The sequence below is a fragment of the Paenibacillus rhizolycopersici genome (assembly GCF_014947195.2).
GTDB lineage: Bacteria > Bacillota > Bacilli > Paenibacillales > Paenibacillaceae > Fontibacillus > Fontibacillus rhizolycopersici.
The window spans coordinates 1-21,364 of the sequence record NZ_JADCNN020000038.1 but is presented as its reverse complement, the minus strand read 5'-3'; the positions used below and the strand labels follow the sequence as shown (position 1 = coordinate 21,364).

Annotated in this window: 18 protein-coding genes and 1 pseudogene; 1 reads left to right on the top strand and 18 read right to left on the bottom strand. The window is 55.1% G+C overall.

The window, feature by feature from the left end; genetic code table 11:
* Window positions 1-2: 2 nt before the first annotated feature.
* Window positions 3-665, bottom strand: coding sequence for a YitT family protein (locus tag IM700_RS22560; protein WP_155605506.1), 663 nt, complete (start codon window positions 663-665; stop codon window positions 3-5).
* Between the two features lie 445 nt (window positions 666-1,110).
* On the opposite strand from IM700_RS22560, the gene hmpA reads away from it, so the two are divergent.
* The gene (hmpA, locus tag IM700_RS22555; protein WP_193418583.1) at window positions 1,111-2,325 is read left to right on the top strand and encodes an NO-inducible flavohemoprotein; all 1,215 of its coding nucleotides are present in this window, start codon (window positions 1,111-1,113) and stop codon (window positions 2,323-2,325) included.
* 75 nt (window positions 2,326-2,400) lie between these two features.
* On the opposite strand, the gene IM700_RS22550 is transcribed toward hmpA, so the two are convergent.
* The 17 genes and pseudogenes from IM700_RS22550 to recG all read right to left on the bottom strand — a co-directional run bounded on the left by IM700_RS22550 (window position 2,401) and on the right by recG (window position 21,338).
* The gene (locus IM700_RS22550; RefSeq protein WP_155605508.1) at window positions 2,401-2,913 is read right to left on the bottom strand and encodes a Crp/Fnr family transcriptional regulator; all 513 of its coding nucleotides are present in this window, start codon (window positions 2,911-2,913) and stop codon (window positions 2,401-2,403) included.
* 148 nt (window positions 2,914-3,061) lie between these two features.
* Window positions 3,062-3,988, bottom strand: coding sequence for a hypothetical protein (locus tag IM700_RS22545; RefSeq protein ID WP_239484153.1), 927 nt, complete (start codon window positions 3,986-3,988; stop codon window positions 3,062-3,064).
* Between the two features lie 17 nt (window positions 3,989-4,005).
* On the bottom strand, window positions 4,006-5,346 hold the full coding sequence (locus tag IM700_RS22540) for a nucleotide sugar dehydrogenase (RefSeq protein ID WP_155605590.1): 1,341 nt from the start codon (window positions 5,344-5,346) through the stop codon (window positions 4,006-4,008).
* A 68-nt stretch (window positions 5,347-5,414) separates the two neighbouring features.
* Window positions 5,415-6,224, bottom strand: coding sequence for a response regulator transcription factor (locus IM700_RS22535; protein WP_239484151.1), 810 nt, complete (start codon window positions 6,222-6,224; stop codon window positions 5,415-5,417).
* A 134-nt stretch (window positions 6,225-6,358) separates the two neighbouring features.
* Window positions 6,359-7,756: a glycosyltransferase family 2 protein gene (locus IM700_RS22530; protein WP_193418647.1), complete on the bottom strand. Its 1,398-nt coding sequence runs from the start codon at window positions 7,754-7,756 to the stop codon at window positions 6,359-6,361.
* 43 nt (window positions 7,757-7,799) lie between these two features.
* On the bottom strand, window positions 7,800-8,555 hold the full coding sequence (locus tag IM700_RS22525; RefSeq protein ID WP_193418589.1) for a hypothetical protein: 756 nt from the start codon (window positions 8,553-8,555) through the stop codon (window positions 7,800-7,802).
* 25 nt (window positions 8,556-8,580) lie between these two features.
* Window positions 8,581-10,827: a hypothetical protein gene (locus IM700_RS22520; protein ID WP_193418591.1), complete on the bottom strand. Its 2,247-nt coding sequence runs from the start codon at window positions 10,825-10,827 to the stop codon at window positions 8,581-8,583.
* A 704-nt stretch (window positions 10,828-11,531) separates the two neighbouring features.
* Complete coding sequence (locus IM700_RS22515; protein ID WP_193418593.1) at window positions 11,532-11,867, bottom strand: YolD-like family protein; 336 nt, start codon at window positions 11,865-11,867, stop codon at window positions 11,532-11,534.
* Window positions 11,864-13,099: a DNA polymerase IV gene (locus IM700_RS22510; RefSeq protein ID WP_155605513.1), complete on the bottom strand. Its 1,236-nt coding sequence runs from the start codon at window positions 13,097-13,099 to the stop codon at window positions 11,864-11,866. The genes IM700_RS22515 and IM700_RS22510 overlap by 4 nt, the downstream gene beginning before the upstream one ends.
* Complete coding sequence (locus IM700_RS22505; RefSeq protein ID WP_155605514.1) at window positions 13,096-13,482, bottom strand: YhjD family protein; 387 nt, start codon at window positions 13,480-13,482, stop codon at window positions 13,096-13,098. Before IM700_RS22505 ends, IM700_RS22510 begins: the two co-directional genes overlap by 4 nt.
* 200 nt (window positions 13,483-13,682) lie before the next feature.
* Entirely contained in the window at window positions 13,683-14,429 is a 747-nt protein-coding gene (gene map, locus IM700_RS22500; RefSeq protein ID WP_155605515.1) for a type I methionyl aminopeptidase, read from the bottom strand.
* Window positions 14,430-14,435: 6 nt separating this feature from the next.
* Window positions 14,436-15,128 (bottom strand): TetR/AcrR family transcriptional regulator, encoded by a 693-nt coding sequence (locus IM700_RS22495; protein WP_193418595.1) that lies wholly within the window; start codon window positions 15,126-15,128, stop codon window positions 14,436-14,438.
* Window positions 15,129-15,368: 240 nt separating this feature from the next.
* Window positions 15,369-15,686: a stage VI sporulation protein F gene (locus tag IM700_RS22490; protein ID WP_155605517.1), complete on the bottom strand. Its 318-nt coding sequence runs from the start codon at window positions 15,684-15,686 to the stop codon at window positions 15,369-15,371.
* 75 nt (window positions 15,687-15,761) lie between these two features.
* Window positions 15,762-16,622: a MurR/RpiR family transcriptional regulator gene (locus tag IM700_RS22485; RefSeq protein ID WP_155605518.1), complete on the bottom strand. Its 861-nt coding sequence runs from the start codon at window positions 16,620-16,622 to the stop codon at window positions 15,762-15,764.
* A gap of 81 nt (window positions 16,623-16,703) precedes the next feature.
* Window positions 16,704-18,155, bottom strand: a complete 1,452-nt coding sequence (locus IM700_RS22480; RefSeq protein WP_193418599.1) for a PTS transporter subunit EIIC — start codon at window positions 18,153-18,155, stop codon at window positions 16,704-16,706.
* A 42-nt stretch (window positions 18,156-18,197) separates the two neighbouring features.
* Window positions 18,198-19,106: pseudogene (gene murQ / locus IM700_RS22475) on the bottom strand (N-acetylmuramic acid 6-phosphate etherase); the annotation flags it as partial.
* Between the two features lie 186 nt (window positions 19,107-19,292).
* Entirely contained in the window at window positions 19,293-21,338 is a 2,046-nt protein-coding gene (recG, locus tag IM700_RS22470; RefSeq protein WP_239484150.1) for an ATP-dependent DNA helicase RecG, read from the bottom strand.
* Between the last annotated feature and the right edge of the window lie 26 nt (window positions 21,339-21,364).

Sequence of the window (21,364 nt, the reverse complement as noted above, 5' to 3'; positions counted from 1 at the left end):
CCTTAAGCTCGAGCCGTTTTCTCTTTCATTGGGTAAGGCAGACGCATCGGCGCCAGTTGTCCCTGTCCGTAATGGACGGTCCAAGTAATCATTTTCCCAGCGATCAGCACCGCCAATATCGTAAACATGGTTTCTTTGAATGGTAAATATAACAAGGAGACCGTCAGCACGACCGCATCCATGATGATAAACATCGTACCGATTTTGATGCCGGACCACTGGCTTAGCAGCATGGACAGAATATCATCCCCGCCGCTCGCTCCACCTGCCCGCAACACGAGTCCTGCCCCGAAACCGGTCAAGAGCCCTGACAATAACGCAGCCAACGGCAAGTTGTTCTGCAGGTTCATCGTCAATGGCGAGTATTTCTCGCACAGCTCGTAAACCAGCGAGAACGTCAGCGAAGCCGCCACCGTATTGATCACGAACTTATGGCCTTTCAGCCACCAGGCGAGTACCACGATCGGCAAATCCAGCGCGATCATCGTCAATGCCGGAGGCAGGTTAAACAGGTATTTGCCAAGCAAAGCTAGGCCGACAAATCCGCCTTCCGACAATCCGTTCTGAAAATTGATGTGGTAATACGTAAAAGCCAATAAACTAGATCCTAGCAACATCGTAAATAATCGAGTACCGTACGTTTGCCATCTTGCTTTTGTCCTCATTTGGAATCCCTCTTATCGTAGTTTGGTTGACCATCCGGCAACACCCTACGGAGCAGATCCATGAGGAGTTCATCCTTCGCATGATTTCACGCTTCTTTCGTAGGTTTGTCGCCAAATTACCGACTAGCCACGAAAGGAGCTAAGTATAAGAGAGATCACAACGTTTCCAAATCGTCCTTTGGGATTTCGTCCTTCGGGGACACATGGTATCCTGATCCTTTCTGTTAGAATTTCTTCTATTTATATTATACCACATATCTGATCATGACTGCACGGGACAGTCTACAAGCTTTTTTATTTTTTAACGAATAATGTGATACTTGTCATTGCATTTTAGTAACTGTTCACATTTTGGCAACTTTCAATGTGACAGAAGTCACCTTTTTACGTGCTGACGCTTCCTATACTGAGGTGGAACGAAATTTTCTAGAAAGAGGGTTCACCCATGCTTGACGCCAAAACAATTGAGATTATCAAATCTACGGTACCAGTTCTTGAGATCCATGGACAAACCATTACGAAAAACTTCTATCAGACGATGTTTAAAAATCACCCCGAGCTGCTGAACGTATTTAACCATGCCAATCAACGTCAAGGTAAACAACCTACGGCGCTGGCCAATGCGGTTTATGCCGCCGCCGCCCACATCGATCGTCTGGAAGAGATTCTCCCGGTCGTTCGTGGGATTGCCCAAAAACACCGGGCGCTGGGGATCCAACCGGAGCATTACCCGATCGTCGGTGAGAATCTGCTTGCGGCAATCAAAACGGTGCTTGGTGACGCAGCAACCGATGAAATTCTCGATGCCTGGGGCAAAGCCTATGGCGTGATTGCTGACGTGTTTATCAGTGTAGAGGCCGAGATGTATCGTGAGACAGCGGAGAAAAAGGGCGGTTGGCACGGATTTCGCCGCTTTGTCGTTGAACGTAAAGTCCCCGAGAGCGATGTGATCACCTCGTTCTACCTGAAGCCGGAGGACGGCAATGAGATCGCCTCCTACTTGCCGGGACAATATATTACCGTCCGCGTAAAGCCGAAAGGCCAGGAATATACCCATCTGCGCCATTACAGCTTGTCTGCGGCACCCGGGCAGCCCTATTACCGAATTTCGGTGAAGCGTGAGGAGGCCGCCGAGGATCGCCCGGCGGGTGTCGTTTCCACCTACTTGCACTCCCATATTGGGGAAGGCGACGTGCTTGAACTCAGTGCTCCAGCCGGTGACTTCACATTGGATCAAACGCAGAACCTGCCGCTTGTGCTGTTGAGCGGCGGCGTTGGCCTCACCCCGATGGTCAGCATGCTGGAAACAGTGCTGCAAAGCGGAGCCAAGCGAGATGTCGTCTATATCCACGCCGCCCGCAGCGGCAAACATCATGCCATGAAGGAGCACATCGACGAACTCGCACAGACCCACGATAACCTGCGCTCTTACACCGTATACGAAACGCCGGAAACCGGCGATAGCAGCGACAAAGCTGGTTACATCGATCTTTCTTGGCTGAAGACGGTCACAACGGCCAACAGCGACTTTTATTTCTGCGGACCGGTACCGTTCATGAAGGCGGTTCGACGCGCCTTGAAGGAATGGGGCATTCCGGACGGACGGATTCACTTTGAATTTTTCGGCCCGGCGGACAGCCTGGAAGATACGATCAACTAATTCCCTTGAAGACCAACAAAAAGCGCGGACACGGGAAATCTCCCCTTCGTCCGCGCTGTTGTCATCTATTCAGGTTTAGGCCCGTTCGTGTCCATGGCCGCGCAACAGCCGGTTGACCGTTTCGCGCCGCACGCCGATCAGTTGGCCGATTTCCTCCTGGGTTAAGTAATCGGTCAAGGGTACGCCATGGGCGTGCTGACCCAGCCATTTCGTCAGCAGCTCCAGCCGTTCGGCCGGCGTGCCGACCGTTAAATGGTCAAGCCGCTCTTGCATGAAACGTACCTTCTCCTGCAGGAGCTGAGCAACCTCAAGCGGTTTCTGCGGATCCTCCTGAAGCTCGCGATACCACACCTGAGAAGGAATCGCCTCTACCTCACTGCGCATCAAAGCAATCGCCGTCCCGTGCACCTCTTTCGGGGTGATCAGGGAGTGATGGGGCACGGTTTCCCCCGGGTACAAGATATTAAACAAGACCATGTTCCCGTTCTCATGCAGTCGTGTCACTTTGAACAGTCCGCTTTTGATATGGTACAGAAAAGAACCGTCGTCCCCTTGCCGGAACAAGATTTCGCCTTTATGTAATATCATGACAATCTCTCCATTTCTTCAAAACGCAATTATTTTTATTATAGCAAAAATGGGGAAGGCTGTCCCGAACGTCCTAATGCGAAGATCCGGTCTTTCAGGGGGGCGAGCAAAAGGCTGTCCCGTCTATATCTAGGGGACAGCCTTCGGTTTAAGGCCCACTAAGTTTACTGTGCCAAGCCTCATAACTATGAACGGCAATACCGGCAAACGAGTTGTGCTTTCTTCCCAGTTCCTCCAACCCTTTCATCTCCCGGTTCAGCGAGGCAAGCGGCTGTTTATGGAAGGAAATGCCAGGTCCTTCCCGACTTTCGCCCACCTCGACGCCAACCCATACCCGCTTATTTTGCCGATCCGCTTCATTCAGCGTGCGCTTCGAGATTTCATAGATGCGGCCTGCGACATCCCGATACGCCATGATCGCCAAATAATCGAACTGGTCCACCATCCAATTGCCAAGCGGCAACTTCAGGGTCCCGCTCGGGTGGTCGATCTGGTCCAGCCAGAACGGAACGGCCGCACCAATCGCGAGCTCATTATACCTCGCTTCTTCCGTCCAGGCGCGGACGCCTTCCATCCACTGTTCCACCACGGCTTCCTGATCCGTCTGCCAGCGGTCCAGCAAATAGGGCTCGACGTCCAGCTGTACACCGGTAAACCGCTCTTCGGCCCTCGCTTCCCGGTTGTAATCGACCACCCACTTCAGAAACTCCTCGGCCTCGTTCCTGTGCTCCCGCAGCGCCCAATCCGGGTGGCCGCTTAAGGCATGCACCTGAATGCCGGCTTTAGCAGCGGCTCGGATGAAGCTGCGATAGCTCTCCTTCCCCACCCCGCCGCCGATCTGCAGAAAGAGGGTGTCCACGCCCTGCTTGCGTGCAAAGGCCAGCACCTCGCCGGGATGCTGTTCGATGACCGTGGTCTCCCAGATCCAGGTGGCTTTCGCTTGTGAACCCGATGGCCGGATAAAAGCCAATAAAACAAGCAAAACCATCATTAGCATCCCGCCGAGTGCAAGCAGGGCTGGCCGCTTGCTTCCCGGAAAGGCCCGAAGGCGAACGAATATCGGCTTTCTGAACATCAAGATCCTGTCCTTTTTTATCCTACGATCAGCGCAGGAGACTCTTCGTTGACCTGCGCAACGGAGTGTCCAATCTTGTAGACATGCGGCAGCGGATACTCACGGAACGCATTACGCGTATCGACGATCGGCACGCCGAGGCGGGCGATCCCCTCATAATCGAAATTGCTGTGATTGGTCACCAACACGATGCAGTCGTAGGCCTTGAATTTGTCGAGCTCGTAAGCAACGCTGTGCACGACGCCGCCCGATTTTTCACGGAAGCTTGCCGCATACGGGTCATAATAATCCACTTTGGCTCCGCTATCCTTAAACAGCTCGTACACCGACAAACCAGGGGATTCGCGCAGGTCGGCGATATCGGGCTTGTAAGCCATGCCGAGTATGAGAATCCGGGATTTCTTGATCGATTTAGCGTATTCGTTCATGATTTTAGACGTCTTGTTGACGACGTAATAAGGCATGTTATCGTTGGTTGACTGCGCCAGCTCGATGAACTGGCTGTAGAAACGGAAACCCTTCGCTTTCCAGCTTAGGTACATTGGGTCCAGCGGAATGCAGTGACCCCCGATGCCAGGTCCCGGATAAAACGGCATAAACCCAAACGGCTTGGTCTTCGCCGCATCGATCACTTCCCAAATGTCGATGCCCATGCGGTCGCACATCATGGCCATTTCGTTGACAAAGGCAATGTTGACGCTGCGGAACGTATTCTCCAGCAGTTTGGACATTTCCGCTACTTTAGGCGAAGAAACCGGCACGACCGTTTGGACATACCGGGAATACAGTGCCGTCCCCAAATCCAGGCAGGCCTTCGTCGTTCCTCCGATGACCTTCGGGGTATTGAAGGTGTTGAATTTCGAATTCGATGGATCCACCCGCTCCGGTGAAAAGCAGAGGAAGAAATCTTCGCCAGCCGTATACCCCAGCTTCTCCAGTTCTTGTTGGATCAGCTCTTCGGTCGTCCCCGGATAGGTTGTGCTTTCCAGCGTGATTAGCATGCCCTTCTTCATGTATCGTTTCAACTGATCCACCACGGTGACGATGTAGGAGGTATCGGGGTCCTGGTTTTCGCTCAGCGGCGTCGGCACGCAGATACTGACCGCGTCAATTTCGGACAAATTTGCATAATCCGTGGTTGGAAGAAACCGTCCCGTCCCCATCGCTTCCGCCAATGTTTGGGAAGAGATATCGTGGATATACGAATCTCCACGTTGGATTTTATCGATTTTCGCGACATCAAGATCGATGCCAACCACCCGGAAACCCTGCTTTACCATTTCGACCGCTAGCGGCAGTCCGACATAGCCTAGACCCACAACGCCCAATACGGCGGTTTTCGATTCAATCGCATTCATCAGCTTCTGGTAATGATTATTCACAGGTTTCTACCTCCATTTTTTGTCTGTAATTGATTCGGGTCAAATTATTGGATGCAACGCCGAATTCGGGCATCCAGCTCCACCGGGGAAAACGGCTTAGTGATGTAATCGTCCACCCCGTTTTGGAAGCACAAGCTGATCGTCTTCTCTACGCGTTGTTCCGTCAGGACGACGATACTCGGCATCTCCTCGCCGCTCGCCTGCTGGATTTGATGAATATAAGGCAGACCGTCGATGCCATACAGGTTCAGCTCCGTCAGTACCAGATCGGGCTTCCAATCGGTGATCAAATCCAAGGCGGTGATGCCGTTATCGGCTATCATCGTCTCATAGCCCTGCATATTCAGCCGGATTTGTAGGAATTCGCGTACCGCCGGGTCTCCCTCTACGATCAGGATCCGGCTTTTTACGAGCAGCAAGTCCGCTTTCGTAAAAATATGGATATCATCGGAGTAATTCTGCTTGGCTTTCTCCTCCATTTGACTCAGCAGTTGCGGCGTGATTTCCTCCCGTGTAGAGAAGCTGGACAGCGCCATCCGCGGACGATAATCGGCAATGCGCTCCTGTAGCTGCTGCTTCAGCCGCAAGCCTTGATAATGGACGGCATCCAGCGCCAGGCCCGGCAGTAGTACCGCCACGCTCCCCGGCTCGTCTCCGCCCCATACATCAAACTGAGGTCCCGGTTCGGATTCCAGAATTCCCCGCACTTGGGAAGCCACGTAAGAGGGGCCGCCTGCGGAATAAATGAACAGCACCCCGTTCACCTCGTTGGCCGTTTCCCTCACGCGTTGTTCCATGTCGGCATATAAGCCGGATCGTTCCGTTTGGTTTTGCAGTGCCATCAGGTTTGACATCATTCATTCCCGCCTTTCTTCTTCCGTAAGTTTATCCTTGTTTGGTTATTTCGTGGATCCAAGCCTTCCCTTTACCCTATCATCCCCTTTCCGGCCACCGGCCGCGAAGCGGGGGGAGGAGAGATGCCCGAGGGCTATGCGGATTTGGCCGGTTTCGCCGTTTTGGCGGCCGCCTCCCCTTTGTCCTGCCAGCTTTGGCGGGTCATCGTCCCCCAGGAATTGTTGTAGCGCAGAAACTGGATATGCCCTTGAATCCGCCACAATCCCCCGAGCTGTGCGTAACCGAAAAACTTGAACGCCGAAAACAACAGCAGCTTGCACAAGTCCGACAGCTTATTGAACCGCTTGAACGCGAGCTCCTCAAGGAGTAACGCCCCGATGCTGAGCACGTAACCGCTGAGGAAGTTGATCAGCCAGAACACCGCAAGGACCCGCCAATGCGTCATATCGAGCAACGTGTACCCGATCAGGGCGAGCAGCCCGGTGACTTTGAAATAAGGGTTTAATGCTTCAAAAATGATGTTGTACGGCATCGTCAGGAGCCCCATCACCTTGTATTTCGGATTGAAGGCCATATCGTAGTTCTCAATCATGTTCTTCAGATTACCACGGCCCCATCGCTTGCGCTGGTTGGACAGAATCCGGTACGTATCCGGCGCCTGCGTCCAGCACACCGCTTCCGGACAAAACGAAATACGGTATTTCAGCTTGTTCTCCAGCATATAACGGTGGAGCTTGATGATGATGTTCATATCCTCGCCGGGATACCCTCCGCGATAACCGCCGACGGCGATGACATAATCCTTGCGGAACAGGCCGAACGCTCCCGACACAATGATCAGCCCATTGATCGAGCTCCAACCGATCCGCCCTCCGAGGAACGCCTTCAGATATTCCGTAGCCTGGAACATCGGCCAGATTTTACGGGGCAGCGAAACTTCCTTCACCGCCCCGTTCTCGATCACGCAGCCGTTGGCGATTCGCACGTCGCCGCCGATGGCGACGGTCTCCTCCGGGTTCTCCATATACATGCGGGCCATCCGGATCAACGCATCCTTCTCCAGCAGCGAATCGGCATCGATCGAAGAGATGAGCGGATAATGCGACAGGTTGATGCCGGCATTCAGCGAATCGGCCTTGCCACCGTTGGGCTTGTCGATGACGTACAGATGTGGATACTTCGGGTTATGGTACACCGCCGTAATCGGTTGGCAGTCGATCGTGTGACGGATGTCCGGATCCGGCAGCAGCATCAACTCGAATTCGTCCCGCAGCACCCCCAGCGTGTTGTCCTTGGACCCGTCGTTAATCACGATCACTTCGTAAGTCGGATAATTCAGGGTCAGGAGGCATTTGACGTTTTCGATGACCGTGATCTCCTCGTTAAAAGCCGGCACCAGCAACGAAACCGGCGGTACCAGTTCGGAACCGGACAACGTGTTGTATTTCGAATAGGCAGCCCGGCGGAAGATCGTAAGAATTTGCCGGAACGAAAAGGTCATGATCGAAAAATAAACCAAGTTGACCGTCATGACGTAATACGTCGCAAACAGGCCATAGATCAGCAAAATATCTCTAAGCAGTGGTCTCCCTCCTCTCAAGCGCAAAAGCAAATCGTCCCAGTGCCGGTGCCTCCTCCGGCACTTCTTGTCCTCGCATCGCAGCCAGCGCCACCTTGACCAAATCCTCGTTATCCTCCTTCAACAACTGGAGCAGAAGCCGGCTCGCATCCAGCCGTGTCTCCATCAGGATATCGGCGGCAAGGTGATGAATCGGCTTGCCGTGGCGCAGGAGATGGACCAGCATATCCCTAAGCTGCTGCTCCTGTTCCGCGCTTTTGGCGATCGAGCGGGCAAGCACGATGCTCAGCGGACTATATTTCTGATGCTTCAGCATCTCCAGCAGCCGCGGCACCGCTTCGGCCGCCCGCATTCCGCCGAGGCGGTAGGCAGCGGCGATCCGCCGCCCGTAAAACAAGCTGTCGAGCAACTTCAGGTCTTCCCGGACAAAACCGGCGTTGTAACATAAAGCGATCAACTTCTGCTGCAAATCGCCCTTAAATTGTTCGATCCACTCGGTTACCCGTTGCTGGATCACCCGCCGCTCCAGATCCCCAAGCTTGCCGGGCGGTAGCGGAAGCTCCTCGGCATCGCCCAGATGGGCTTGGAGGAACAGGAAGTAATCCTGATGCTTCCGCTGATATTCCTTCGTTTTGCGCTGAATGCGCAAATGCCGGATTTTCATATAAAACAAGAGCAGCATGCCTATGCCGATCAGCCCCAGGCATACATAAATAAAGGCAATTGCCAGTCCAAGATGCTGACCCGCCATCCTGTTTTCCTCCTTTCGGCGCCAGTTATTCTCCCGTCGTTCGCCGATCCGGCAAGCTTTGGTAGAACGCCTGCAGGGCGTAATAACCGGACTTGAGCCGTTCGGTATACTGCACGGTTTCCCATGGCTGCCACACGTATTTCGGGAATGCGTCCAATGAGACGTTTTCCCGGGTTTCTCCGCTTTCCGTTCCCGGACCCAGAACCCCCGCTTCGCCCCGCTCCATGATCCATGGAATTAGGGTCAGGCCGTCCGATTCGGTCGTCGAGAAGGCCCGGTCCTCCTTCAAAGGCCGGTAGTCAATCACTTGCCGCGAGCTAGGATCCGCAAAGCCCAGCAGCATCCAGGGAATGCGTAGTTCTACCTCATTGCCGCTGTACTGCCAAGAAGCAAGCGAATTGAACGCGGCGTTTCCCGGATCGGTGGTGCCGCGAATCAGCTTGCCGACGGTCATGTCCTGGAACGGATGAGCGAAGCGGGTGTCGGGCGGCGTCATCGTCAAGCTGACCGCCAGCTTCCAAGGTTGAAACTCTACAGTTTGCTCCTCCGTAGGATCGTCAAGCATCCAATATCCGTATCGCCCGTAAAGCCGGCGATGGAAATCGTAACTTGGCGCCGTCAGCACTTCGGTCTCCTCGTCATTTCCGATCTCCACGATCGCCTCCAGGCCGTCGCTCAGCGTTCGCCCAGGCAGCTCCGCCACCGGCTGATTCCCGCCGGGCTGCGTATCTGCGCCAAGCCGGATCAACCGCTTGGCCGGGTCGAACGGGTCGCTTAGCTGAAGACCCACGTAGACATAAGCTTCGTCGTGCGTGACCTGCAATCGGTCGATCCCTGCCGACGGACGATCCCAGGCTTGGACCTCCCCTTCCGGCAGGGATTCCCAATCCTCCAGCTTGCCGTCGATCATGAGGTCGTCCTCTTTACCAGGGCCCATCGACAACAGACCGAATTGTTTTTCATTGGTCAACACGTTTAACCAAAAAGCGCGTCGATCCTCCGGGATCTCAAACCGCATCGTATTCCACGTTTTCTTGAACCATTCATCCTGCCACATGAACAAGATGGCACCGGCATACCCCGTATCGTAAATATCCTTCGTCAGAGAGACGTTGATCTCTCCCTGCTCTTGCTCGTTGTGGCCGCCCTGATTCCGTCCGCCCCGTCCGAGGTGGGAGACGCCCAGCGAGGAAGGAACGCCATATTCGGTAATCATCACCGGGATGTCCTTATAGTAATTTTTTAGCTCCTGCAAATAAGCCTTGTAGGTGTTGAAGTCCCCATCCCCATCAGGGATCGTCTCCAGCGTTTTGTCTAGATGGAAAAAGTCCGGATAATACGGGTACGCATGATAAGCGGCGAAATAACCCGCTTCCCATTCCACGGGCCGAATATGCGTAGCGTCGACGCTGGCCAGGTCCTCCTCGAACAACGGTTCACCGGGATGCTGCAACACATCCGTCGTCACCCAGTTCGTAAACGTGATGGGATGCTCCCACCCGTACGCGCGTTCCTTCTGGGCGGTGTCGTCTACCAGCTCTGCCAGCCAGCTCTCGAATGGACTCGCCTCGTCTGTCGCCGTGAAATGCTGCCCTTGATACGGCGGAAGTTCAGCGTGCTTGCGGTTCGTGTTATCCACCATCTCCGGGTCCCATTCGGTGCCGATATGCCAGGCCATCAGGTAGGGACCGGCATTTGCGGTATACTTGCCGCCCGACGTTCCCGGCTGTTTCGGGACCTTCAAATCGCCGTAAACGGCTTTAACCGCCTTTTCGATCTCTCGGTGAAAAGCCTCCTTAATTCCGGGAATGTAAGCATCCTGCTGCTCGATTAACTGCTCCTCCGGCGACCAGATGCCTTGGATGAAATAGAGGGGGTCCTTCCCCTTGTCCCGGTTGTATTTAACCAGAGACTTGTAGAACACCGGATTATGCACCGTATAAATTCGAATCACATTTGCGCCCATGTCATCAATCTGCTGGAACCAGCGCAAGTAATCGTCTTCCGTAATCGGAAATTCCCCGGGAAAATATCCCGGCACCGTCGCCCCCAGGTTGACGCCTTTGACGAACAACTCCTCCCAACTGCTTTCGCCGTCATAGGCGAGAAGTTTGTCGCCTTCGGTACGGAACTTCAGCTCCGTTCCGTCCTTTGCCGCATAGCTGTAATGAGGCGGCGGCCAATTTAGAACGGCCAGAACCACGCAGCCTGCGATGAAGACGCCCGCCAGGACAAGCCCCATCGCCAACCTTTTTTTCGCTAATGTCGTCATCGGATTACCCTTATTTCACCTCGCTGTTCTTCTTTTCGTGCTCGTTCTGAACAACCGAATCCCCCGGCCGCACGCCGACATTCCCGAGGAGCACAGCGTCCTATCGAACGGCCGCTTTCTATGCAGCTATACAGGTGATGATTCAGTATGGCCGATTCGCACCTCCGCTTCTCAAAATCACTATTTATCATGAACCAAGCGCCCCTATCATGTAACTAGGCTAATGGGAGTGTTTTACAGCTGGGGCTGTTTTCCGGGGGAGACGGATTTTCGGCATCTCTGTCCCGCTTGGTCATTTCGTGATATTAGACGTACAAAATTCATCTAGGTTTCGCTCAATTTTTACACCCTTTTCCATAATGGTTACAAAATTGATACCAAAGTCTTGTCTGAAAATATCGTCATTCTGCGGTTTTCCACGATTTTCTAAGGTTACAGCCCTTGTCAAAAAAAGCTTCCCTGGTCCCAGCCTGGGACTAGCGTTTTTCCGTCGTTTACGATGACGGATTTTCGTCGGGCCATCCCGCCTTGATCGGCGACTTCCTTCCTAAAAAATGACGTTTTCCCGCCCTTTTCCATCTTGGGACTCGAAATACAGATTTCACCAGACGTTAACAAAATAAGCTCCCCATCCGCCAGCGGCAGATCAGCAGCTTAATAGATTTACCTTCGTTTAACGCGGGCTTTACCCGTCGTTGACTTGCCTAATCGGTCTCGGCTCCAACAATGTCCGCGAACGCGATCCACTCGGGACCGGCCTCGGTCTGAAGGCGCGCCTGTCGCCCTCCGGGGTCGACTCTCGTCACGGTTCCTAGGACCTCCCGCCCCTGCCATTCCCCGAAGAGATGCAGGCGCACCGGCTTCCCGGTCTGCAGCGAGGTCGTGAGAAGGCGTGAAATCCGCTCAAGTTCCTGTTCGTCGAGGAAGGACCGCGCCTTGCGCTCCTGGCTGCGGTTGCCCCGCAAAATCGCCTCCTTGTGCTCCGGCAGCATCATCCGCGACGACTCCCATAATCCGTTGCCATACAGCTTTCCTTTCATCGGTAATGCCCTCCAATCTTGCCGGCTCGATCCCGCGCCTGACCGGCACCCGTCAGCGATACCGCGCGAAAAATCGCCGATTCCCCATAACGACGTTTGATCTCGTCGGTGGCCCGTTCGAGCGCTTGGTATCTCGGCCGTTCATCGAACAAGGTCAGCTGGTATTCGTCGTCCCGCACCAGCCCGGTTAACGTGACCCCCACCTTGCGGACCGGCTGGCCGTCCCAATGACGGCGGAACAGCCGCATCACCCCGTCGTAAACCTGCATGGTCACGTTGGTCGGATCGGGCAGCTTCATCTGCCGGTAAAACCCGGTCGGATGGTCGAAATCCGCCCCCCGGCAGCCAACGCTGACAACCCCGCCCATGTAGCCCTTTTCCCGGCACCGGCGGCAGACAAGCTCGGTCAGCTCCAGCAGCGGTACCGCCGTCTCCTCCATCGAATAGTAGTCGCGGGGCAACGTCATTTCATGACCGATCGACTTCTCCCCCTGATGGCTGTTCGGGTCGACCGGCGAGTCGTCCATGCCGTTGGCCAGTCGCCACAGCACTTCGCCATTGACGCCCCAGCGCTGCCGTAGCCGCGCCAGCGGTAGGTTCGCCAGCTCCCCGATCGTGCGGATGCCCATTCGCAGCAGATGGCGCTCCATGCGGGAGCCGACCATGAACATTTGCCGGATCGGCAGCGGCCATAGCACCTTCGGAACGGCTTCACGAGGCAGAACGTACAGGCCGTTTGCATTTTTCTTGGCGAAATTGTCGCAGGCCATTTTGCTGACTGCCTTGTTGTAGCTGATGCCGAAACGGCTGTAGATGCCGGTCTCGCGGCGGATTTTCTGCTGAATGGTCAGGGCCAGCGTCTCCGGCTCGCCGAACAGCGACAGGCTGCCGGTCACGTCGAGATGCTGCTCATCGATGCTGTACGGCTCCACCAGATCGGTAAACTGCTTCATGATGTTCGTGATCTGCATCGACACGGCGATGTACCGCTCCATACGCGGCCGCATCACCACCAGGTCCGGACATTTTGCCAAAGCCGTGCCCAGCGTCTCCGCCGTTGTCACTCCATACTGTTTGGCCAGCGGACAAGCGGCCAGCACGATCCCCGAGCGCCGTTCCGGATCCCCGGCCACGATCAGCGGGCGGTTCTGGTGCTGCGGATGATCAGCCTTCTCCACGCTGGCGTAGAAGGATTGGCAATCCGCCATCATGATCACGCGTTCCGATTTCATGAGAACATCCCCTCTTTCGTTACATCCATCCCGAGATAGGTGTAAAGCCGGCTGATCAGCTCCGCTTTAACCAGCCCCCACAGCATGGAAAACTCATACGTGTAGCCCCGGCATAAATAGCGGGCTTCAATCCCCAGATTCGTCCGCCGCTCCTCAAACACCTTCAATCCATGCTCGCGCATGCTTTGGCGCACCTGGGTCAGATCGGCGGTTGCGGCGTTCTGAAGCAAACCGATCAGCCCCTTATACACCTGCGGCAGCTTCAGCGAAGCCGACGCCAAAATGCGCCGGTCCCGTTCCAGCGCATCGAGCAATAGGGGAAGCAGCACGTATTGCTTGATTATCTCCGCCTCCTCCTGCGTTTGCCAAGGAACCGGGCTCATGCCGCTCCCTTCTTCATGCTGTCTGTCATAAACTCACCCTCTAATCAGAACGTTTGTTCCTATTATATTCATAATACGAACAAACATTCCCTCTGGCAACAGGTTTATGTTGGATAATTTGGCAGGGTGAATGCGCATGAAAAAGGCTGATTCCCCCTGTCCGTCGGACTTTGGGAATCAGCCTCTTTTCCTATTGACGCTTATTGAGCTGTTAAAATCAGCGGTCCGTCCGCCATCAGCGCGATCGTATGCTCATACTGGGCCGACCATTTGCCGTCCGCCGTGCGCGCCGTCCAGCCGTCGTCGTCAATCGCAATGCGGAACGTGCCTTCGTTGATCATCGGCTCGATCGTAAACACCATGCCTTCCTTAAGACGAATTCCCTTGCCCGCCACGCCGATATGCTCATAGTTAGGCTCCTCATGCAGACTACGCCCGATCCCGTGACCCAGCAGATCGCGTACGACGGCATAGCCGTTTGCCTCCGCATGTTTCTGAATGGCCGAAGTCACGTCACCTAACCGGTTGCCCGGGAGCGCTTGGGCAATCCCCAGCTCCAGGCATTCCTTCGTCACCCGCATCAGCCTTTCCGCTTCGGGACTCACCTGACCCACAGCGTAACACCAGCACGAATCTCCGAACCAGCCGTCCGCTTCCGCGACAATGTCCAGTTTAAGCAGGTCGCCGTTCTGCAGCGGCCGGTTCGACGGGAACCCGTGGGCGACCACATCGTTGACCGAGGCGCAGGTTTCGGCGGGGAATCCGTTATAACCTTTCGTAAACTGCTTGCCGCCCAGCTTTGTAATATGCCGAGCCACGAAATCATTGATCTCCTGCGTCGTGATCCCGGGCCCAATCATTTTGGCGACCTCCCGATGGCAGTCCGCAACGATCTGGTTCGCCCGCTTCATCTCTTCGATCTCCCGCGGAGATTTTAATATAATCATTTGTCTTCACTCCTTCAATGGTCCATCGGGTATGGTGCGCTCCGATAGCCGATGCAATAACAAGCGAGCGATGCCCTCTGCCTCACGATCCAGCGTCCCGCGGCGCAGCGGAAAGCTCGCGCAACCGGCCAAGGCGGCCAGCAGCATTTCCGCCTGCGAGACTTGCTCCGCCGCGTTCGCCCCCCGGTCAGCCGTTCCGGAAGCGACGATCTCGCCAGGATCAAGCGGTTGGCCGCGCCTAAGCACCGCTGCAAATGGCAGCAGCACCTCGCGGCGGAATGCATCCGTCAGCGGTAACGCTCGCGCCTCCGGCAGCAAGCGGAAGTCTTCCGCCGCCAATTTATACAACAAGTAAACGCCGTGATCTTCGGCCCACAATTTCAGCAGCCGGGCACCTTCCGCCACGAGGGGATCCGCCTTTGAGTCAATGCCCTCCTTAGGGTGAATGTCCCCGGGGGCTCCCCTGCCCATCCATTCCCCGGCTCGATCCATCGCTGTCCAAAGCACGTCGTGCAGCAAATCCCCTTTATTACTGTAATAATGGTAAACCGTTCCGTAACCGAGCCCGGCTTCGGCTGCTACATCCCGAATTTCCAGCGTCAGACCTTTATCAAGAAATACATCAGCGGCCGCCATACGAATTTGAGCAAGCCGCCGCAATCGGATCTCTTCATTTTGTTCCTTCGTACGCGGTGTCATCCGCCTCATCCCCTTTTATTTTTGACCTACTCTCATGTCAATATAAAACAATTTGAGTAAATTGGCAAGCGGGAAAGACCCGGATTTTTAAGCCTAACCGATGATTTCTCGTTTAGCTTAACCAGCCCCGTCTTAGCGCATCCTCTTTCCAAAAACAACCTCCGGAAATAGCAAAAGGCCGCCGGGGCACCATTTCCCCAGGGCCTTATCACCCGTTACCGCTGTATCGCCGCGCGCTGCTTAACGGAACATTCCCCATAACCGCAGCAAGTGAAGCGTATTGCGCGGGTCGATTCGCTGATCGATGACAAATTGGACGATTTGCTCTTCCTGAGCGCCGCTCAGTCTTTCGCCAAGCACAGAAGAGGCCGTTCTAACGAGCCTGCGTACCTTGACGCGATCCTGCAAATCCGCGCGGGTGAGGCCGTCGACGACCTGCTTGACCCGGTCCTTGATCGCCGGATTTTTCATTTTGAGTTTAACCCGTTCGACCAGCTGCGGACTGATTCCATATTGATGATAACTGGGCACTGTGACTAGCACCTCCTGTCCCGTCATTTCCGGACTTCACCTCTACTATATGACGGGAAGGCTGTCCATAGTGCCTCTAAATCCGAAAGCACTCGCAAGTCGCTAGCTCTGTCTAAGGAACGTCGTCGCTTCATGGGTTTGTCCCAATCTGACGATCGTCTCCTCGTATTGCGTTGAGGCATAAGCGAAGAATAAAATATCGATCATAACCAGTTGAGCCAGGCGCGAGCCAGACGCTCCGCTGCGCAGGGTCGCTTCAGGTGCCTGCGGCGTGTACAGCATCAAATCGGCGAGCTCGGATACTTTATGATTGCCGAAACGGGACAAGCCGATGGTACGTACACCATACTTTTGGGCGACCCGGAACAATTGCAGTACTTCCTTGGTATTTCCGCTGTAAGAGACGCCCATAAACAAGGCCCCTGGCGGAGCGCTTGCCAGCGCGGCTGCAATTAGATGCTCATCCTGTAGCGCGAACGCTTGCTTCCCCAGGCGCAGCCATTTCTGTGCGGCATCCGCTGCTACGATAGCCGAAGCCCCCACCCCGTACATATGGATGACGGAGGCCTTTCGGAAGCTGTCCACCACCTGCTCGATTAATTCCGGCTGCAGGTGAAGCATCGTATCTTGAATGGCTTGGACACTGTTGGACACCGTCTTTTGAATGACGGTTTGAATCGTCTCTCCGCGCTCGATATCGTAATAACCCGGCCTTTGTGGTTTGGCATTATCAACCGACAAACGCATTTTCAGATCAGGAAATCCGCTTAGCCCCAGCGAACGGCATAGCCGGGTAATCGCCGCCGCACTGGTCCCCGCTTTATCAGCGACCGCATGAATACTTAAACCGGAGACCTCCGCCGAAGCCGTCAAAATATATTGAGCCGCTTTTCTTTCTGATTCGGGCAGTTGTTCCAGCACCGCCTCCATTTGCGTAAGTATGCTTCCCGTCGTCACGGTCATCCCCTCCGTATTTCCGATACAAATACAAAAGAAACGCGGCGGCCTGATATAAGGCCGCCAAACGTTCCTCCGCTAGCTGTATTATCTATTATGCTCTATAAGCATCTGCTTTGTAAAACCTAAGAAGTAAGTGAGCAAGAAGCCGGCCACATAGGAGATGATCAACCCGGATAAGTAACCGAGAATCGTCATGCCAATCCCCATTGGACCTTGAATCAGCGGGATCAGGACGAGTCCGGAAGGACCGATCGCCACCGAGCCGACGAAATTCCCCGTCATCGCGAACAAGCCCAGCACCGCGCCGCCAAAACCACCGCCGAGACAAGCGGTCACAAACGGCCGGCCCAGAGGCAAGCTGACCCCGTAAATAAGCGGTTCGCCGATACCAAGGAACCCGACGGGCAAGGCCCCTTTGATCATATTACGCAATCGCGTGTTATGCTTCAGCTTGACATAAATGGCGATCGCCGAGCCGACCTGTCCCGCACCCGCCATGGCCAGAATCGGCAGCAGAGCGGTGTATCCGACCTGAGAAATCAATTCGGCATGAATCGGAATCAGCGCCTGGTGCAAGCCGAACATGACCAGCGGCAGGAACAGCGAAGCTAGGGCGAATCCAGATAGTGGTCCGCCATGAGCCAACAGCCAAGTTGTTACCTGTCCGATGCCCTGGGAGATAATCCCGCTGACCGGCATCAGGAAGAACACGGTAACCAGGCCTGCGATCAACAGCGAAATGGTAGGAGTGACGATGATATCAATTGCAGCCGGCATCCGCTTACGGATCCATTTTTCCAGCAAAGAAATGAATCCTGCGGCCAAAATCGCCCCGATGATTCCGCCCTGCCCCGCGTTAAGCTTAATTTCACCAAACAAGGGGTAGGTGTAGGAGATATTCGCCACCGCCGGTGCGACGATGATCGCCGCCACGGCTCCGCCGAGCGCTGGCGTACCTCCGAACTCTTTCGCGGCGTTCACCCCGGCAAAGATCGTCAAATACCCGAAGAACGCCGAGCCAATCACGCTAATAATCGGTTGGAGCGTAAGCAGCCAGTCTGCAGCGTTCCCGGAGGTAACCAGGTTGTTGATCAAACCGGCTATGCCGTTGATAATCCCCGCTCCCACCAAGGCAGGAATCAATGGAATAAAGATGTTGCCGATTTTCCGCAAGAAATTTTTGAAAGGAGTGTTGTTCTTCTGCTTGAGCTCCGCCTTGATGTCGGAGCCTTCGCGGAACGGCGTCGTTTTGCCGCCAGCTGCTGCCCCGTCGCCGCCATTCCCCTCCGCTTGCAGAAGCTTACCGAACTCCTCTGCGACCTTGTTGACAACACCCGGCCCGAGAATAACTTGATACGTCTCGTCATCAACCACACCAAGTACCCCATCGATCTGTTTGAGCCCAGTCTCATCGATCCGGCTGCGATCCAGGACCGAAACGCGCAACCGGGTCATGCAGTTCGTAAATTGCTCCACATTGCCGGAACCGCCGATGGATTCCATAATCCGTTTTGCCATGCTTTCAAATTTGCTCATTGGGAAGCCTCCTGCCCCTATGGGATGGTCTTATTTGTTTCTTCACTGCATCGTAGACTTCGCAGCCTTACCGATAAACCCGTGGCTCTGCTCCAATTTTTCCAAGGCCACCGCATACGTGCATCCCGTCAAGATCATCAGGATCGCCGGTTTCGGTTTCCCCTCGGCAAGGTCCAAGGCGTTTTCAGCGGTAGAGACATCGCAACCGGTCGCCTCCATTACGATTCGCTTCGCCCGATCCGCCAGCTTCTCATTGGTGGGCTGAACATCAACCATCAAATTGCCGTATACCTTACCTAAGCCGATCATCGAGGCCGTAGACAGCATATTGCAGACCAGTTTCTGCGAGGTTCCTGCCTTGAGCCGAGTCGACCCGGTCAATACTTCAGGACCGTTCTCAATCTCGATAGCAATGTCGGAAATGGAGCTGATCGCTGCATTCTTGTTGCAGCTGATGCTAATCGCCTTAGCACCGATACGCTTGGCGTATTCCAATCCGCCGATCACGTAAGGCGTACGCCCGCTGGCAGCTAATCCGACGACTGCATCGTTTCCGGTAAGCCCGAGATTTTGCAGATCAACCATCCCCAGCTCGGCCCGATCCTCCGCTCCCTCAACAGCCTTGATAAAAGCGTTGCTTCCGCCAGCGATCAGCCCAACCACCTGGTCCGGGGAAGTCCCGAACGTTGGCGGACATTCCACCGCATCCAGCAACCCGATCCGTCCGCTTGTGCCGGCCCCCATATAAATCAGCCGGCCTCCTTTGCGGAGCGACTCGGTGATGGCTGCCACGGCCTCGGCGATTTTCGGAATCTCTTGGTTTACCGCTCCGGCTACCTTGGCATCTTCTTCATTCATCACCTTAAGCAACTCGGTCACACCCATTTCGTCCAAGCGCATGGTCCGCTCGTTTCTTGCCTCGGTTGTCAGATTTTCCAACATATAGGTTACTCTCCTTTGTGTGGATCCACATGGTTGTAATCGTTTTCGACTTGATTATAATGCAATTGAGATATTATTTCAACATATTATTTTATGGATGAAATTATATTTCAAGGCATGTTATTTATTATTATTTTGGCGCAAAAAAACCGCCCGCATATCCCGCGAACGGTTCCATCCTTGCTAAATGTTTCGTTAGTCGATCAGCTCACCTTGAAAAATCTGCTCCCGCCGCAAATAATCCCGCAGCGGGCCGTATTCGGGCGACGTCCAGAAGGTCTCGCCCGCCACCAGCCGGGCGGCGTCGTCCCGCGCCGCCTCCAGCACCGCATAGTCGCTGACCATGTCCGCGACGCGAAAATCCGGCACGCCGCTTTGCTTCGTGCCGAAAAAATCCCCGGGACCGCGGAGCTCCAGGTCCCGCCGCGCCACCTCGAAGCCGTCGTCCGTGTCGGTCATGACCTTCATCCGCTCCTGACCGACCTCCGACTTCGGATCGGCGATGAGCACGCAATACGACGCGTGCTCTCCCCGGCCAACGCGCCCGCGCAGCTGGTGAAGCTGGGATAGGCCGAACCGATCGGCATCCATCACAATCATCAGCGTGGCATTGGGCACGTCAACGCCGACCTCGACGACGGTCGTCGAGACGAGCAGCTGCACCTCGTTCTCATAGAACGCGCGCATCACTTCGTCCTTCTCGGCCGCCGTCATCCGGCCGTGCAGCAATCCGACCTTCATGTTCGGGAACGCCTGCTGCATCGACACATACAGGTCGATGGCATTCTGCACGTCCAGCTTGTCCGACTCCTCGATGAGCGGGCAAATTACGTAGGCCTGACGGCCTTGCGACACCTCGCGATCAATAAAGCCAAGCACGCGGTCCATCATGCTGTGCTTCACCCAATAGGTCGTGATCGGCTTGCGCCCCTTCGGCCGCTCCGAGATCGTCGATACGTCCATGTCGCCAAAGGCGGTGATCGCGAGCGTGCGCGGAATCGGCGTGGCCGTCATCGTCAACACGTCAGGGTTAAAGCCTTTGCGCCGCAAAATACTGCGCTGATTAACGCCAAATCGATGTTGCTCGTCGGTAACCACCATACTGAGCGAACGAAAAAATACGTCCTCCTGAATCAACGCATGCGTGCCAACGATGATATCGGTGAGCCCCATTTGCAGGGAGCCAAGCAAATCCTTACGCTTGCGTCCCGTAATACTGCCGGTCAGCAAACCAACCGTGATGCCAAACGGTTCGAACAACCGGGTGAGGGAGCGCATATGCTGCTCGGCCAAAATTTCCGTCGGCACCATAAAAGCGCCCTGGTGCCCGGACTTCACCGCCGCGTACAGGGCAATTGCAGCAATGACCGTCTTGCCGGAGCCAACGTCTCCCTGCAGCAGCCGGTTCATACAGTAAGTCGAGCGCATGTCCTGCAAAATTTCCAGCTCGACCTTCTTCTGCGCATCGGTGAGCTCAAACGGAAGGCTGCGCACAAATTCCCGAATCGTGGCGTTATCCACGACATGCGCCACCCCGTCCATGCGATCATGGTTCATCGCCCGATACGCCTGCAGCTTGAGCTGGAACAGGAACAGCTCCTCGTACACCATACGGCGTCGGGCGATTTGCCCCTCCTCGTTATCCTGCGGCTGATGTAGCCGCAGGATCGCCGCCTTGCGAGGCATCAGGCTGTATTTGCGCAACAGATCGGGCGGCAGATTCTCCGGAATCATCTCCCCATATTGCAGCAGCGCTTGTCCGATCGTTTTGCGCATCCAGGCCTGCGTGATTTTGCCGCCAACGGAATAGACCGGCTGCAGGCTGCCGCTGCGCAGCGTCCCCCGGTCGGGAAACTCCGAATCCGTCACGGTGAGCTGGCTCCGGCGCATATCCCATTTTCCGGTTAAAACAATCTCTCGCCCCGTCGTCAACTGGTCCTTGAGGAAATGACGGTTAAACCACGTCGCCGTAAACATCCAGTCTTCCGCGACCATTTTGCACGTGAGCCGCGATTTTCGACCGTACCGTTGGAGTACCGGCAAGCCCATGATTTTGGCCTGTACCGTCACCTTGTCCCCATCTTTGACTTCCGTCAGGGAGCGCAGCCGGTAGTCCTCGTACCGGAACGGATAATATTCGATCAAATCATTCACCGTAAAGATGCCAAAGGCGTGAAGCTCTTCTTGCTTAAGAGCACTCACGCCGCTAACTTGCTTTACGGGGATGTTATGCAAATCCATCACACCAAATCCCCCACTTTATAGAG